The sequence below is a fragment of the Pseudomonas ficuserectae genome, from assembly GCF_024584585.1.
GTDB classification, from domain to species: Bacteria; Pseudomonadota; Gammaproteobacteria; order Pseudomonadales; family Pseudomonadaceae; genus Aquipseudomonas; species Aquipseudomonas amygdali.
In genome coordinates this window covers 5,217,314-5,231,783 of record NZ_CP085684.1, presented here as the reverse complement: position 1 = coordinate 5,231,783, position 14,470 = coordinate 5,217,314, and the positions used below count along the sequence as shown (strand labels likewise).

The 14,470-nt window shown below is 53.8% G+C and carries 11 protein-coding genes and 9 pseudogenes; 10 read left to right on the top strand and 10 right to left on the bottom strand.

Going from position 1 to position 14,470, the window contains the following annotated elements; translation table 11 throughout:
• Together LJU29_RS23320 and LJU29_RS23315 are read right to left on the bottom strand one after the other, a co-directional pair.
• Complete coding sequence (locus tag LJU29_RS23320; protein ID WP_054996744.1) at positions 1-639, bottom strand: N-acyl amino acid synthase FeeM domain-containing protein; 639 nt, start codon at positions 637-639, stop codon at positions 1-3.
• 443 nt (positions 640-1,082) lie between these two features.
• Positions 1,083-1,498 (bottom strand): annotated as a pseudogene (locus LJU29_RS23315) (transposase); the annotation flags it as partial.
• On the opposite strand from LJU29_RS23315, the gene LJU29_RS29395 reads away from it, so the two are divergent.
• The 4 genes from LJU29_RS29395 (at position 1,491) to LJU29_RS29390 (ending at position 4,282) form a co-directional block, all read left to right on the top strand.
• Positions 1,491-1,763, top strand: a complete 273-nt coding sequence (locus LJU29_RS29395) for an arylsulfatase regulator (protein WP_306459406.1) — start codon at positions 1,491-1,493, stop codon at positions 1,761-1,763. The pseudogene LJU29_RS23315 and the gene LJU29_RS29395 overlap by 8 nt on opposite strands.
• Positions 1,764-2,144: 381 nt before the next feature.
• Positions 2,145-2,633 carry a hypothetical protein gene (locus LJU29_RS23305; RefSeq protein WP_223886703.1) on the top strand — a complete coding sequence of 163 codons (489 nt, stop codon included), beginning with the start codon at positions 2,145-2,147 and terminating at the stop codon, positions 2,631-2,633.
• A 426-nt stretch (positions 2,634-3,059) separates the two neighbouring features.
• Positions 3,060-4,076 (top strand): phosphatase domain-containing protein, encoded by a 1,017-nt coding sequence (locus LJU29_RS23300; RefSeq protein WP_122322147.1) that lies wholly within the window; start codon positions 3,060-3,062, stop codon positions 4,074-4,076.
• A gap of 20 nt (positions 4,077-4,096) precedes the next feature.
• On the top strand, positions 4,097-4,282 hold the full coding sequence (locus LJU29_RS29390) for a carbon storage regulator (protein ID WP_306459384.1): 186 nt from the start codon (positions 4,097-4,099) through the stop codon (positions 4,280-4,282).
• Positions 4,283-4,417: 135 nt separating this feature from the next.
• On the opposite strand, the pseudogene LJU29_RS23290 reads toward LJU29_RS29390, so the two are convergent.
• Both LJU29_RS23290 and LJU29_RS23285 read right to left on the bottom strand, forming a co-directional pair.
• Positions 4,418-4,789 (bottom strand): annotated as a pseudogene (locus LJU29_RS23290) (transposase); the annotation flags it as partial.
• Positions 4,728-4,892: pseudogene (locus LJU29_RS23285) on the bottom strand (recombinase family protein); the annotation flags it as partial. The pseudogenes LJU29_RS23290 and LJU29_RS23285, both read right to left, overlap by 62 nt.
• Positions 4,893-5,304: 412 nt before the next feature.
• On the opposite strand from LJU29_RS23285, the gene hopQ1-1 reads away from it, so the two are divergent.
• Complete coding sequence (gene hopQ1-1, locus LJU29_RS23280) at positions 5,305-6,528, top strand: type III secretion system effector HopQ1-1 (RefSeq protein ID WP_183138033.1); 1,224 nt, start codon at positions 5,305-5,307, stop codon at positions 6,526-6,528.
• A gap of 115 nt (positions 6,529-6,643) precedes the next feature.
• Here hopQ1-1 and hopD1 read toward each other — a convergent pair whose 3' ends face one another.
• Positions 6,644-8,761, bottom strand: coding sequence for a type III secretion system effector HopD1 (gene hopD1 / locus LJU29_RS23275; RefSeq protein ID WP_257111236.1), 2,118 nt, complete (start codon positions 8,759-8,761; stop codon positions 6,644-6,646).
• A 258-nt stretch (positions 8,762-9,019) separates the two neighbouring features.
• On the opposite strand from hopD1, the pseudogene tnpB reads away from it, so the two are divergent.
• Together tnpB and LJU29_RS29770 are read left to right on the top strand one after the other, a co-directional pair.
• Positions 9,020-9,205: pseudogene (gene tnpB / locus LJU29_RS23270) on the top strand (IS66 family insertion sequence element accessory protein TnpB); the annotation flags it as partial.
• 55 nt (positions 9,206-9,260) lie between these two features.
• Positions 9,261-9,353 (top strand): annotated as a pseudogene (locus LJU29_RS29770) (transposase domain-containing protein); the annotation flags it as partial.
• Here the strand turns inward: LJU29_RS29770 and LJU29_RS23260 are convergent.
• Complete coding sequence (locus LJU29_RS23260) at positions 9,350-9,805, bottom strand: GNAT family N-acetyltransferase (protein WP_005759964.1); 456 nt, start codon at positions 9,803-9,805, stop codon at positions 9,350-9,352. The pseudogene LJU29_RS29770 and the gene LJU29_RS23260 sit on opposite strands and share 4 nt — an antisense overlap.
• Before the next feature lie 68 nt (positions 9,806-9,873).
• On the opposite strand from LJU29_RS23260, the pseudogene LJU29_RS23255 reads away from it, so the two are divergent.
• Positions 9,874-10,395 (top strand): annotated as a pseudogene (locus LJU29_RS23255) (SOS response-associated peptidase); the annotation flags it as partial.
• A gap of 218 nt (positions 10,396-10,613) precedes the next feature.
• Here the strand turns inward: LJU29_RS23255 and LJU29_RS23250 are convergent.
• Positions 10,614-10,757: pseudogene (locus tag LJU29_RS23250) on the bottom strand (carbon storage regulator); the annotation flags it as partial.
• Between the two features lie 67 nt (positions 10,758-10,824).
• Between LJU29_RS23250 and LJU29_RS23245 the strand changes: the two are divergent.
• A complete protein-coding gene (locus LJU29_RS23245; protein ID WP_054078085.1) occupies positions 10,825-11,805 on the top strand; it encodes an IS5-like element ISPsy2 family transposase in 981 nt (326 codons plus the stop codon).
• A gap of 305 nt (positions 11,806-12,110) precedes the next feature.
• Positions 12,111-12,350 (top strand): hypothetical protein, encoded by a 240-nt coding sequence (locus tag LJU29_RS23240; RefSeq protein WP_044325093.1) that lies wholly within the window; start codon positions 12,111-12,113, stop codon positions 12,348-12,350.
• A gap of 169 nt (positions 12,351-12,519) precedes the next feature.
• On the opposite strand, the pseudogene LJU29_RS23235 reads toward LJU29_RS23240, so the two are convergent.
• From LJU29_RS23235 to LJU29_RS23225, 3 genes and pseudogenes are all read right to left on the bottom strand, one after another.
• Positions 12,520-12,849, bottom strand: a pseudogene (locus tag LJU29_RS23235) (tyrosine-type recombinase/integrase); the annotation flags it as partial.
• 181 nt (positions 12,850-13,030) lie between these two features.
• Positions 13,031-14,158: pseudogene (locus LJU29_RS23230) on the bottom strand (IS91 family transposase).
• Positions 14,139-14,420 (bottom strand): hypothetical protein, encoded by a 282-nt coding sequence (locus LJU29_RS23225; RefSeq protein WP_060407184.1) that lies wholly within the window; start codon positions 14,418-14,420, stop codon positions 14,139-14,141. Before LJU29_RS23225 ends, LJU29_RS23230 begins: the two are co-directional and overlap by 20 nt.
• Positions 14,421-14,470 lie beyond the last annotated feature (50 nt).

The following is a 14,470-nucleotide window of genomic DNA, read 5'->3' as shown; positions in this document are numbered from 1 at the left end:
TCACCAAGAAATTGAGGCGACTTGCTTCCAAGAGTCGATATCAGCTCGAGTCGGCACCATCCACGGCTTTCGTTGTTTAAGCTTTCCGATTCCTGATTTCGGATAGCCAGTCAGAAGACTGTAGTCAACTTGAAGGATGCGGTCAGTCCGAACTTCTTCAGAAACAGCCATGCCTAAGAATTTTTGATAGAAGCCAGCATGATCAGCACGCACTTCCCCGGTGATAAAATCAATATTGTCAATGGTTTGTATGGCCATGGCTGCCTTAAGAAGTGCGCAGGCAGCAATTGGGAAATTTCCACCCTCCGTGATGGCGAATCTATTAAACTCCAGAATGTTTGGGCTGGAATTCGAGATGCATTGGTCTATATGATCTTTCCAGAGCTCATAGCTCAACAGCCTATCAATCGTGTCCCTATTCGCTCGAATGATCCGCATCGTGCCAATCGGCTCATTCTTTTGGAATGCAATGAGCGAGTCCACCCAAGGATTTTCGTCCGTAGCATCGAACCCCATGCGCTTGCCATTGTTGCTCCACTCATATTTTGCGTATGCATTGATTCTCAACTCATGGACAGCTTGCTTGTCTTGATGTGATTCAGAGAGCCGTACGGTTATGCCAGAGAACATGTTTTTCATAAATTTCGTTTGATCATTCGTTGTGGACGTTGTAAGCCTGGACCCCAGATATTTCCGTTACCCCATCTTGAGGGATGGCAAGGGTTCGTTTAAAAAAAAGCAAAACCAACTAGGGCTCGCGTTGCTGGAGTTGCGCGTGCTGGTTCAGACTCTGTGTCCACCAGAATAAGCGCCATGTGAACCCGCTCCGTTGATACCTACCAACGCATACTGAACTGCATGACAACTGAGTGGCAACTGGGCAAGAAAGAGTTCCATCTTGATGTATAGGAATTTCAATAATTCCTATACAGGGTAATCCTCCTAAAAAGGCACCCTCTGCGTGATGCCAACGTGGCGTCGATGTCGGCAAAAAGCTTTTTTCACCCATCACCCACGCCGAAAAATGGATTGAAAGCGACTTTTCTGTACCTTTTCCAGATTTTGGACGCACCTCTCCCGTATCAGGCCGGCACGTACCTCAATTGCGCGATGCTTTGAGCGTTGTTGATCAAGCCCTGCACCGTCAGGCCGGCGATGGCTGCGGTGTACACCATCCGCGCTCCGCACAGCACGCAGCTGAACGGATCCCGATGCAAGAACGCTTTGCTCATCTGCGCAAAATACAGTTTTGGCGCTTTGCCACGCCTTTCCATGCGTAGCGCCTCATACACCCGGGGTAGCTGTCGGCCACAGACGCTGTTGGCCAGAAATCCAAAATACCGGATCATCCGAAAGTGCTTCTCCGGGATGTGCTGCACCACCCGGCGCAGCATGTCGGTCTGGCTCAGCGTTTCCTGCTGATAGGTCTTGGTGCGGTGATCCAGGTAGGTAAGCTCAACGTGGCACCGGAGGTGTAGTGCGCCAGACGACTGCTCGATTTATCCGCAGAACTACACCAACTGGCGAAGACAGTCCACGATTATGCTAGCCGATTTCCATCGACAGAAAGTGGCGATAGTCAGCTACTACAGGGCTGCTATGACTACATGAATGCTTTCAAACAGGTTCTCGACAGCTCATCAAAAATCCAGATGGACTACATTTGTCTACAATATCCGGGATTGTTTCGCTTCGCGCAGATGATGGAGTTGCTGGCCCAAGGTATTGCTGATGGCGTCATTCAGGTACCGAAAGAACAATAAAAGTGACAGACCGGAAATTTCGGCATTTTTAGGCGTACAACCATGATATGCAAAAAGCCCGCCAAAAGGCGGGCTTTTCTTGAATCTGGGTGGCCCCGTAGAGCGTGGCCAAAAACTGACCTAGTGTCATCACCAGTATAGTGGCTGGGAGAGAACATAGCCTAGGGCTGCACACGCAGTATATCATCATGATCCTAATATTCCAAATGATGCCAATGAACTGGTCTGACCTTGGAAAACATTTTTCATCCGCACGGCTAAGCCGCTATCGCGCTTCATGCGCCGACGATGAGGTGAAAGCCGCAACGGCCTACGTGAATAATATGCTCTTGGCTGAAGCCATGATGCCTATGCTCAGCGTTTTGGAAATCGCACTCAAGAATGGTATCCATCGTCGCGCTGTCAGCGCTCTACCACCGGGCCGACTGGTGGGAGGAATGGGCTAGCGATCAGGCGTTCGCATGGCAGAGCAGGGAAGTGGCAAGCGCGAAAAATAAGTTGCAACGCCGGTCAGAAACTGCCACCACTGACAAAATTGTAGCAGAGCTCGCCTTTGGTTTCTGGAGTTCACTATTCAACGGCAGCTTTCAGACTGTACTTTGGAAAGACCTGCGGTTGGTCTTCCCTCGTTGCCCCAAGCACCAGCGCAAACGTCAAACTATCTCATCAGCCTTGAACCTGATACGTAACTTGCGAAACCGGGTGTTTCACCATGAACAGCTCTTGTGGCTTGCGCCTTCTCTGCTTGATCTGCACATGAAGGGAACAGAAGTCATTGGCTGGCTTGACCCTCAATTGGTGCCTTGGCTCGCTCAATATGATCGTCTTCCTGCTACGTGGGCCATCTCCCAGGGGTACGGTTCTGGCTGACGCCGTGATGCAACGCATACGTCTCGGATCGCATAGCGAGCTTGGCTTGTCCTCCCCAGAACAAGGAAAGGACTAGCAGGGGAGCCCGCAGAATTCGGAAAAAATCGTACGGTAAGGGGTTGTAAGCCGGAATCCCAGAAATTTCCGTCATGGGCGGGAAGCCAGTACTGGTGCGGATTGACGCCAAACAGTTGATTTCCGATGCAGCCGCGCCAAGCGAGAAGATGGCACCTTTCCATGGGTAAAACGTGTACGTAAAACCATGTCGGGTAGACGAACCAGCCGGAAACCAAGCCTCAGACGTTTTCCGACGGAATTTTCGGCGATTCCGGCTTATACCCCCGTCATGGGGTTCTCACTGCCAGTTGGAACCGTTGGAGCCTATGCGCCCACGAAAGAGGTGCATTTGTTCATAGTATCCAATTCATGCAGAATCATGTCATTACTTCCCGAGGCGTCATACCTTTGTCGAAAGGGGGTTCAGCCAGCGATCTCGAGCCTGCCTATGCGCAGTTGACTCCCGAAGCCTATCGACACGCGGTTACGAAATTCAAACAAGCGCTGACTACACCGGAGCGGCCGACCGGTGAGCCCGTGTTCCTCTATGACCGCACACCAGGCGAACTGGAAAATTTCCGTTCTTCGGACAGTTTTATTCTTCCTCCTCACCTCAATCAAAAAGGCTGGGACACGCTGCACATTTCCGGCAGTGCCAGTATCGCCAGTTTGGAGCAAGTGCAACGCTTGCATCCCACCCCCGAAAGCCCCGTCGTGGTATTGGATGTACGAGAAGAATCTCACGCGATCGTTGGGGGCTATCCATGTACTTGGCGACTGGGCAACAATTGGGCGAACGTGGGTAAAAGTCGCAATGCCGTCATCGCCGATGAGCAATCTCGCATCGCTGCGCTCAAGCAGCAGCCAGCAGTCGAGATCATTCATCGCAAGGATGCCAAACACGGGCTGGAGAATCCTCGTAAGGTAGTGTTGAAGAACCCGGATATCTCCAGTGAAGAAGACTTGGTGAAGTCCACTGGTGCAGGGTACCTGCGTTTGATGGTGACCGACCACATGGGCCCGCGTTCGGAAGACATTGACCTATTCCTAGCCATGGAGCGCGCGTTACCCGAGCACGGTCGGGTACATATCCATTGCGGTGTCGGGCAAGGCCGCACAGGCATCTTCATCGCCATGCACGACATGCTCAAGAACGCTCACCACGTATCGTTCCATGACCTGATAGAACGCCAACTCGCGTTCAATCCAGGTCGCGCGCTGGATTTCAACAAGGATGTAACCCACGAAGGCCGCGCCAACCTGCGCAATGACCGCTTGGAATTCATTTCGCTGTTTTACGAATACGCCAAGCAAAACCCCAAAGGAGCGCCCCGCTCATGGTCAGAATGGCTCGCTGACCCGAACACCCCCTCTCAACAACGCTGACTGACTTACGCATAAGCATTATGCTAATGCCGTGCTCCTATAAGGGGGTTGTCAGCCTGAACCCGAGAATGGGGTCTGTTCCATTGCTCCCAGCCCCAAATCAGCCGAAAACAAAGGAAAGTTGTATGCTTCTTCTGACTCGCCGCGAAGGTGAAATTATTATGATTGGCGATGCAATCCAAGTCCAAGTCCTAAGGAAGGTCTGAAGTAGCCGGATGTTTTCCGGCTACCGAGTCCTCAGCACTTTTCAAAAAACGATGCATGTCGAAATTTGCTCAATTATCTTCGCTTTTCAGCTCTTTCGGCCGCTGCAAAGCCTTTTGCGGTAACCATTTCCTGCATTACACGCGCACCTCTCCTGCGCTCGCCAACAAATGTCGGCGGGCCATCCACAGGTTTGACAGGGCGAACAACGTCACCATCTGCGCGGTGTTCTTGGCCAAGCCCCGAAAGCGCACTTTTTCATAGCCAAACTGGCGTTTGATGACCCGAAACGGATGCTCGACCTTGGCGCGAACCTGGGCCTTGGCCTTCTCGATTTTGCGGATCGCCTTGTACAAAACACTGCGTTTTCCGTGCTTTTTGTAAGTGCTGCGGCGGGCGGCAATCTGCCAAATGACCTTGCGCCCAGCATGTTCTTCGCGCTTCTCGACCCCGGTGTAATCTGCGTCGGCGCAGACTACGTTTTCCTCGCCGTGCAGCAGTTTGGCAAGCCGTGTCTTCGAACACGCGCTCACAGCCTGCTTTCTCCAACGCATCGCGCTGCAGATCGAGTAGTTGGTCGTCGGTTGAGACGCGGGCATATCCAATCAGCATGGTTTCGTCCAGATACTCAATGAAAATTCAGTGTAGCCGGATATTGAAAATTGGAAGCTGTTACTGGATGCAGATAATGCAGCGTCCCGAGCGGACGATCTCATCTCGACCTGATGTCCAACAAACCTACGTTTGATAGACATTTTGACTCGAGCAAGATGTGGTTCGCATATCCGGCGGATCAAATCCGCAGATGTTCTAACCCGGAGCGAGCTGCACTTGACCCTGGTGATGAAACCGAAACGGCGTTGCTTGCCACACAGCAGGTTCATCTATCCAGGAGGTCGACTCAATGCATCGTCCTATCACCGCAGCCTATACCACCTCACGTCTCATCCTAAATCAGTCAAAACAGATATCACGCACCCCATCGGAAAGTAGCGTGCAATCAGCACTTCCTCAGCAAACAAGTATGAGCAGCCCAGTTCTGGAGCGGTCGAAAAGTGCGCCAACGTTATTGACTGCGGCACAGCGCACGATGCTTGCACAAGTGGGCGCATGCAACGCTCATCTGACCTCAGACGAAAACATGGCCATCAATGAACTGAGATTACACAAGCCCCGGTTACCTAAGGATACGTGGTTTTTCACTGATCCTAACAAGGACCCGGATGATGTCGTGACCTACACCTTGGGCAAGCAATTGCAGGCTGAGGGCTTTGTGCACATCACGGACTTAGTGGCAACACTGGGTGATGCTGAAGTTCGCTCTCAACGTGCCGAGATGGCCAAAGGCGTGTTCAACAAGCTTGGGTTGCATGACGTGCATGTGTCGCGTGGTCGGGATTACGCAATGAATTCGCTTCAGTCGAAGGAACATGCCAAATTTTTACTGGAAGGTCATGCTTTAAGGGCTGGACCTGGTGAAATACACCGCGACAGCTTGCAGGACATGAGCAGGCGCCTGGCCCGTGCGCCACATGGAGTCGGTATTGTCGTAATTGCAGGCATGAGTGATATCAATGCTCTCATCACTACCTGCCCGGATATGGTGCGCGAACGGGTTGATGACATCACCATCATGGGCGGCGTCGAGCCTTTAAAGGACGCAGATGGTTTTGTACAGCCTGATGCACGCGCTTACAACAATGCGACCGACATGGATGCTGCGCGCAGTCTTTATCGGAAAGCGCAGGAGCTTGGCATTCCACTTCGTATAGTGACAAAGGAGGCGGCCTATAAAACGGCGGTTTCGCCTTCATTTTACGAAGGGATAGCGGGGAGCGGACATCCAGTAGGCCACTACCTGAGAGACGTTCAGAAGAGTGCGTTGAAAGGCCTCTGGGAAGGTATTCAAGCTGGATTGCTTCCCGGGTTGGATGACTCATGGTTCTTTCGGACGTTCATGCCGAATGCACAGATTGAAGCAGCACAACTGGATAAAAATAAAGAGAGTTCGTTTGAAGATATCTGGCCTAAGGTGACGAAGCTAAACCTGTATGATCCTCTGACATTACTGGCCTCAGTGCCAGGGGCGGCAAAACTGCTATTTAAACCAAAAGCTATACACACAGAGGGATTTGGTGTTGTAGAGCAAGTAGGTCCAGATGATGTGACGCATCCAGAGAAAGCAAAGTTATTGATGTCCGCTTTAGCCAAATCTGCGCTTGTCCAGTCGACGGTAGCCCCAGATTGACCCGTAGTGCCGACAAATGTGGGAGCATCCGCGATGGCGAGGGTAGCACGGTGAAAAACCATGCTACCCGCCTGACTGCTGCTCGTGAAGTCCAGTAGGTCGCGTCGACTATGATTCAGGGTGCGGGCTGCCGCGACGTGTCGGGCACAGCCAGGTCTTGATACGGAATACGTTCGGCCAATGGAGCCTCACCGTATCCAAGCTTCCGAACCAGGGCGGGAATTGCCTCAAAGCTGGCATTCATGCCGTTGACAATCGCAGATCCCACATGGCGCAGGAACTCGCTCCGGGGAGCCAGCATTTGATGTAGCTCCTCTGCGGAAATGTCACGGTCTCCAGCTTCCATGTGCTGGCTGGCCCGCGCAAGGATGGTTTGTGCCACGCGTGCATGCTTGGCATTGTCGGAATCAAATAGCCCGGGAACGTTGACACGCCCGCCAAGCGCCAACGCGTTCAGAGCGATGGCTTCGATTGGATTGAAGACGGCGCTCCGGAAAATACGCAGTACCTGTTCCGACAGCAGCCCGGTTGCCTTGTTGCTGGCAATCAGTGGAATCATCCCGACAATCGATGCGAGCCCCATAGACTTGACAGCGGTGCTTTCGCCCGGAGCGATATCCAGCGCATGGCGCGTCATCCGCTCAATCGTCTTTTTGGTGTCCGCCCCCTCGCCTGGATGAGCCATCACGCCGTCCTTCATGCTCTGGAATAAGCCAGCACGCATCAGCTCTTCACTTTCCTTGACCTCGGGTGGAATACCGGAGGCGGCGCCAAAGATGGCCGCTTCAGTTGTCATTGAGTTTGCCGCAAGATCGCCGACTTTGGATTTGAAACCTGCGTACTGCAAAACATTATTGGGGAATGACACCACCGAGGAAATGGCACCGGCCTTCAACGCCTTGGGAAGTAGATCGCTCATGGACCACTCCTCACCTTTCATGCCCTTGATGATGGCAAGTACGCACATGGTGTCCATGGACTCGATAATCAAAGGAGGCACTGAATCGATTCCAGCCAATTGCAGGGCATATTGGCTCGGTGAGAAATTTTTGCCGAAGATGGCATTTTTCAACAGCTCAGAAGCGCCAAGCTCCCATGCCGAGCCGAGTATGCTGCTGACCCCGATGCTGCCGGCTAGACCGCCGAGCTGGAATTCCTTCTTGGTGGCTACATGCAACAATTCCTGTGCGCCCAAGCGAACTTGAAGATCGTCATCCCCCTTGAGTTTCTGGTTGATGAACTCGGAGAGGAAATCGTCATTGGACGTGATCTTGGGAGCACATGAGGCGAGAAACGCTTTCGCGCTATTCCGGTCGATCGATGCGTTTGGACCAAATGCCGCAGCCCCCCGCTCGATGGCCTTGAGCAATAAAGGGATATGGATGTCTGCGTTGACATCCTCATCTACCCGCTCCGACGAGTTGGTACCGGACATCAGTTGCGCCTTCTCCACCGTGAAGGCGCCTTTGAATTCCTCAAGTGCTTTCTCAATATCCCGACGTGGCCGCATTTCCAGCTGGACCCCGGCAATGCTCGCGGCCTGTGGTGGAAATGCCTGGTCGGCCTGCGCAAACGATAGCAGGGCCTGTACTACCGGGTTATCGGAAACAAGGCTACCAGAGTCCCTGCGGACCGACCCGATATGCACGGGCTTTGGCTGTGATGGCGGACGAGAATGGTCTGGCGAGCTCAGTAACGGAGTTTCCAAGCTACTGCTGTCTACTGCATCTTGTGAGAGAACGCGACTCATACCTAGATGGGTCCGTTCACTCAAGACAGAAGATGCTGAACCATGTGCGGGCAGGGGGCTGGGTACGTCGAAGGATATGGCTTTCGAAGAGCCATGCAAATGTGCGCTGACGATGTCGTACTCCGATTGATCATTTAATCGGGCCTTAACCGTCAGTTCGTTATTAATCAAGTGGTCGGTTCTCACGGTATCGGTGTCAGCTGGCAGACAGATTGACGCTTTATAGGTTACTTGCGTGTCGTTACTGGATTGAAATTGAAATGTGCCATCCTGCAGAGCGTTGCGTACCAGTGATGCAAGGCGTTGGTGTTCGGCATTAGCTGAAAGGCGTTCTAGAGCCTGGTGAGCGCTTTGGCTCAATTGAGAAGGTGAAATCCTTTCAGGATGGGATTGCTGGGCCTGAGGGCCCACCGCGTCTAATGGCTGACCGCCACTGATTGGGGGAGTTGTAATGTTGTGTTGAATAGATTGTAGAGAATTCATAGCGCTATCAGCTGTCCCGGATGAATTAATCGGATCCATTGTGTGGTCGCAAGGGCTCTTGGGTTCCAAAGACAGACTCAAAACCGGCGAATGCGTCGAGTGGGAAGCACACCACTGACATGGACACACTGCGCGATGAAATGCTCGCGGCGGATTTGCCGATCTGCCCCGCTCATTTTCACTCGCAGCTAATGTGAGTTGCCAGCGATGTAATGCAAGCAGACGCAGTTGAATGCAAGCTCGCTCGCCACCGAGCCCATGGATATGCGCGCCGGCACTGAAACGGCGCTGGCCAGGGTCGTCGCGGTGTTCGGTGCGGCGAAGCCGCACTGCGCCTATCTATTTGCCAATCGCCGCGCGACCCGGATGAAAGTGCTGGTACACGATGGGATTGGCGTCTGGCTGGCGGCACGTCGCTTGAACCAAGGCAGATTCCATTGGCCAGGCGTTCGGCAAGGCAGCGAAGTGCCGTTGGATGCTGAGCAGCTTCAGGCCTTGGTATCTGAAGGATGTTCTCACGCGCCTGCCGACGCAGCGGGCGAGTGAAATCACTGAATTGCTGCCGCATAAGTGGGTGAAAAGCCGGGACTAACCCTCAAGCCGTTTTTCCATAACGATGGTGCGCTCATCCCCATGAAACTCGTCGCGAATTTTCTGATAACCCAACGTAGCGTAAAACTTCTCCGCCGTAATCGACGACGGCACCCGCAAAGCTCCAACACCAGCGCTGGCAGCAGTAGCATGAATGACATTCATCAACTGCCGACCGATACCGCCACCTTGGTATGCAGGATCAACGAAAACGCTTCTAACAACATCACCGTCGAGGCTTGCAGTGCCGATAATAATTTCGCCTAGCAAAGCTACGAGAACCTTGCGCTTATCGAGCAGTGCGCTGACGGCTTCAGGAGCAAAGCTCCGCTCCACCTGAGCGATAACGTCAGGTGAGTAATCTTGTGAATTTGACTCACGCAGAGCGGCGATCACTACACGGCTAATTGCTGCTGTATCTCCGCCTGTTGCGGGGCGAACCTGATATTCCATGTTGGGAACCTCAATCTTTAACGATCACAGCGTAGCCCATCTCAATGTGCCTTCGCCGGACGCTTACCCCTGATGGCCTGGCAGGTGACAACGATTCTCCCCCAACAATGGAAGTGCTGACTGGCTCCTTTGGGCTGATCCCGTCTTGGAGCAAGGACAGCAAATTTGCCAAGCGCACTTACAATGCTCTATCAGAGACAGTGGCCGAAAAACCGTCATTCCGGCATGCATGGCGCCACGCGCAACACTGCATTATCCCTGCAGTGGCCATATACGAGCCGGCCTGGCGATCGGGCAAGGCCATTTCCACGCGTATAGCCCGTGCAGACGGCGAGCTGCTGGGCATTGCGGGCCTGTGGGAGCAGTGGCGCGATCAGTCCACCGACCAGACCCTGCACAGCTACACCATGCTGACCGTGAATGCTGATGATCACGACTTCATGAAGGCGTATCACAAGCCCCAGGACAAAAAGCGCATTGTAGTGATTTTGCCGAAGGGCTCGTATATGGACTGGTTGACCGCGCGGCCGGAGCAGAGCGCAGCGTTTATGAACCAGTACCCGGCAGATCGGCTGACTGTGGACATGTGATCATGTCTTCCCTTGAGCTGGTGATGGACAGGGTGACTCGCAGATGCTGGAAGCAGCGGCGGTGGGTAAGCAGGCTCCATGATGATCAATAACGGGCCTCATGACAAAGCTCAAATCGATGTTTCTGAAGCTACGCGATCGTAAGAACGGGCGATTTGCAGCCGCAGGCTGCCCTGTTCATGCATAGGAATTTCAAAATGCCTATGCATGAACAGAGGCTACCTTGATTCCGACCTGGTTACCAACGAGCGCCACCGCTTATGAGTGATGGCGCGGCCGTGCTTGCGGTAGCTCACTTCGCGGACCTCAACGACATCCGGAGCTTCAATCTGGATACGCACGGCCCCCTCTGAAACGCTTAGGGAAACTCTGAAAAAGACTTCCTAATTTGGCAAAATCTCCGGACACCAGTCGCCGAGCTTTTCGATGATGAAACAGATGACCTTCGCCGACGCCGAGTATGCCGGCAAGCGCAAGCAGACCCGTAAGGAATTGTTCCTGATCGAGATGGATCAGGTGGTGCCCTGGAAAGGTTTGATTGCCCTGATTGAGCCCTATTATCCAAAAGGAGAAGGTGGCCGGCCCGCCTACCCACTGATGGCGATGCTGCGTGTTCATCTGATGCAGAACTGGTTCGGCTACAGCGATCCGGCGATGGAAGAAGCGCTGTATGAGACGACCATCCTGCGTCAGTTTTCAGGCCTGAGCCTGGAGCGAATTCCAGACGAAACCACCATTCTCAACTTCCGTCGTCTGCTGGAAAAGCACGAGTTGGCGACCGGGATTCTCGGCGTAATTAATGGTTATCTGGGCGACCGTGGCTTGTCGTTGCGTCAAGGCACCATCGTCGATGCCACGCTGATTCACGCGCCCAGTTCGACCAAGAACAAGGATGGCAAACGCGATCCTGAGATGCATCAAACCAAGAAAGGTAACCAGTACTATTTCGGCGCCAAGGCTCACATCGGCGCCGACGACGAGTCAGGCCTGGTGCACAGCGTGGTAGTAACAGCGGCCAATGTGGCAGACGTCACGCAGGTTGCCAAACTGCTGCACGGCGAGGAAAACGTAGTCTGCGCCGACGCAGGTTACACCGGGGTCGAGAAGCGCGAAGAACACGCTGGGCGCAAGGTCATTTGGCAGATTGCCGCCCGCCGCAGCACTTACAAAAAGCATGGAAAACGCAGTATTTTGTACAAGGCGATCCGCAAAATCGAGAAGGCCAAGGCCCAGGTTCGCGCCAAGGTCGAGCATCCGTTTCGGGTCATCAAACGCCAGTTTGGCTATGAAAAAGTGCGCTTTCGGGGCTTGGCCAAGAACACCGCGCAGATGGTGACGTTGTTCGCCCTGTCAAACCTGTGGATGGCCCGCCGACATTTGTTGGCGAGCGCAGGAGAGGTGCGCGTGTAATGCAGGAAATGGTTACCGCAAAAGGCTTTGCAGCGGCCGAAAGAGCTAAAAAGCGAAGATAATTGAGCAAATTTCGACATGCATCGTTTTTTGAAAAGTGCTGAGGACTCGGTAGCCGGAAAACATCCGGCTACTTCAGACCTTCCTTAAATGAAAATTTATTCATGTCAGTTGTAACCTTATTGTCATGAAAACTATAGAATATCTATTTTGTAAAAAAAAATCGGTCAAAAGACTTCATTCGCGGTATTGTTCGCAACCACACACCCACTAATATATGCAGAGGAAATACCATGAAGTCAGCACTGAAAGGTTTCGTCGTGACCACCGTCGCAGTTATCGGCCTGCAGGGCATCGCTTTTGCCGGTACCGTCACACAAACCGCACCAGCTGTCGATGGAAAATATGCGATCATGCAGGACTCGGGTAAAGGCGTTACCCGCGATATCAAAGCCGTACCCGTGCAAGTAGCGCTCCGCTCATCCAGAGGTTTGCGCATCAATACTGCGTGCGATGACACTGGTCTTCCTTGCCCACGCGGCTAAAAGCATCTGACTGATACAGCAGCCGCAAATTAATACTTTGCGGCTTTAAGGTGACAGTGTCCCCAAACCCTTTTCTGTGGCTTATTCCATCACTGCGAACGGTCTAACTGTAGCGCATTGCAATCGGAAATCCCGCCTCTCGCCGAACTTATGTTGCACCAGACTTCGGTCAGTACTTCACTTTGAAGGTCGGTGAATCCTCCGCTCGATTCTGCCGCCGATCATAGATCCGGGTAGTGCTGATATTGGCATGCCCTAGCCAAACTTGCACCTTGGCGATGTCGGCCTCATGCTCCAGGACATTGGTGGCCGCGGTAGCCCTGAGTCCGTGCACGCCAAGGCCGTCGACCTCAATCCCGGCACCGGTTAGCTTGCCTCGCAGCGGTATGAACAGCGGCACCTTCCTGTCGGCCAGATGATGCCCTGAGCTTTCCAGGTACTGATGAATGCGGTCGGCCGCGATTGGGTGCAGCGGCAGGTAGCGGACTTTGCCGCCCTTGATGCATAGGAATTTCAAAATGCCTATGCATCAAGCTGACGCTATGGAAGGAGGCGTCATGCCTTCATAGCGATGTGTAGGAAGACGCTGATGCGTTACTTATGCAGTGAAAATCCCTATCATTAAGCGTTAATGCAGGTTATTTCACCGCGAAGCCTAGGTGCGGACGCACCTACCCCTGTCAGGGCTTCACGTACCTCATCTGTGCAATCGCCTGAGCGTTGAGGATCAGTCCCTGCACCGTCAGCCCGCTGATTGCCGCCGTGTATACCATCCGCGCGCCACACAGCACGCAGCGGAACGGATCGACGTTTAGAAAGGCTTTGGCCATCTGCACAAAATACAGCTTCGGTGTCGGTCCTGGCGTCGCCATCTTCAGTGCTTCATAGACCTTTGGCAGGTACTGCCCGCAGACCCGATTGGCCAGAAAACCAAAATACCGGATCATCCGGAAATGCTTTTCCGGGATGTGCTGCACCACCCGGCGCAGCATGTCGGCCTGGCTCAGCGTTTCCTACTGATAGGTCTGCGTGCGGTGATCCAGGTAGGTGAAGCTCAACGTGGCCCCGCAGGTGTAATGCGCCAGACGACTGCCCGAGATCGGCGGTTTTTTCAGGTAGCGGCCCAGGTAATTGACGGTCTTTCGGCCGTTTTCCGTCTTCTTCGACAAGTGGATGTGCCAGTGCTGGCCGCCAGCGGTCAGTATCAAACGGCGCCAGTCGCTTTCACAGAGGATGTGGGCCAGCGGCGGCGGCATCGTCAGTTGCGAAAGCGGCTGTCCCAGCAGGTGGACGTGGGGATGCCAGTTGAGCCGCCGGCCATAGGTGTGCAGCGCCCCGAAAATCCCGACGCGCAAACCGCGCCGCTTGGCGGCGTAGATCAGGTTATCGGCCGCCAGCCGAAACAGCGCATCGAGCAGCCAGCGGTTGTAGAAGAACAGGGACCACAGCGTGTCGGGCAGCGTGAACACCAGATGCTGCCAGGGACAGTCGGGCAGACGGTTGTTTTGCACGGCGATCTACTGGTCGATGGCCTTTTTGCCGCAGGATGGACAGGCGCGGCAGCTGCAGGTGTTGCACAGGTATTTGACGTGCGGGCAGCTGTCGTTGCCGCAGGTGTAGTGTTTGACGCCCAGTATCGAGGTGCCGCAGGCGAGCATTTTGCTGATCGACTCCACTTCGATTTGGCGCAGACCGCCGGCTTCCAGCAAATCTGCCCAGCAGCCGTTGGCCGTGAAGAGGTTTTTGAGCGGTCGAGGTGTGTAAGCAGGCGGTGGTGCAGAGGCCACGTCAGCAGGGTGGCTCCTCATCGTGGTGAATGACGGCGGTGATGGCCAATCCGCCCGGCCCTTCTCTCATCGAAACGCTTACGCAAGAAGCGTCGGGAAACCTGTCGTTCAGATACGCTGTCTGGCAGCAACTACAAAGATCGACATCACCCAAAGGATCGACATCGAAGAAAAAGTCGGTATCGGGAACGAAGGTGGTATGCCCGGCGCGTTGGAGACGGGTCTGCTTTGCCTTGGCTTTTGCCCGGCTCGCCCGTTTACGTTTTTTGGTCTCTGACGCCATGTGTAAGCCTGTGCTGATGAGGTATCGACTCCATTTCGGCTATGATAACC

Excerpts from the sequence above, each read along its gene's own strand:
- LJU29_RS23320 (WP_054996744.1), bottom strand. The coding sequence starts at position 639 with ATGAAAAACATGTTCTCTGGCATAACCGTACGGCTCTCTGAATCACAT.
- hopD1 (WP_257111236.1), bottom strand. The coding sequence starts at position 8,761 with ATGAATTCTCTACAATCTATTCAACACAACATTACAACTCCCCCAATC.
- LJU29_RS23305 (WP_223886703.1), top strand. The coding sequence starts at position 2,145 with ATGGTATCCATCGTCGCGCTGTCAGCGCTCTACCACCGGGCCGACTGG.
- LJU29_RS29390 (WP_306459384.1), top strand. The coding sequence starts at position 4,097 with ATGCTAATGCCGTGCTCCTATAAGGGGGTTGTCAGCCTGAACCCGAGA.
- LJU29_RS23260 (WP_005759964.1), bottom strand. The coding sequence starts at position 9,805 with ATGGAATATCAGGTTCGCCCCGCAACAGGCGGAGATACAGCAGCAATT.
- LJU29_RS23245 (WP_054078085.1), top strand. The coding sequence starts at position 10,825 with ATGAAACAGATGACCTTCGCCGACGCCGAGTATGCCGGCAAGCGCAAG.
- LJU29_RS23300 (WP_122322147.1), top strand. The coding sequence starts at position 3,060 with ATGCAGAATCATGTCATTACTTCCCGAGGCGTCATACCTTTGTCGAAA.
- LJU29_RS23225 (WP_060407184.1), bottom strand. The coding sequence starts at position 14,420 with ATGGCGTCAGAGACCAAAAAACGTAAACGGGCGAGCCGGGCAAAAGCC.
- hopQ1-1 (WP_183138033.1), top strand. The coding sequence starts at position 5,305 with ATGAGCAGCCCAGTTCTGGAGCGGTCGAAAAGTGCGCCAACGTTATTG.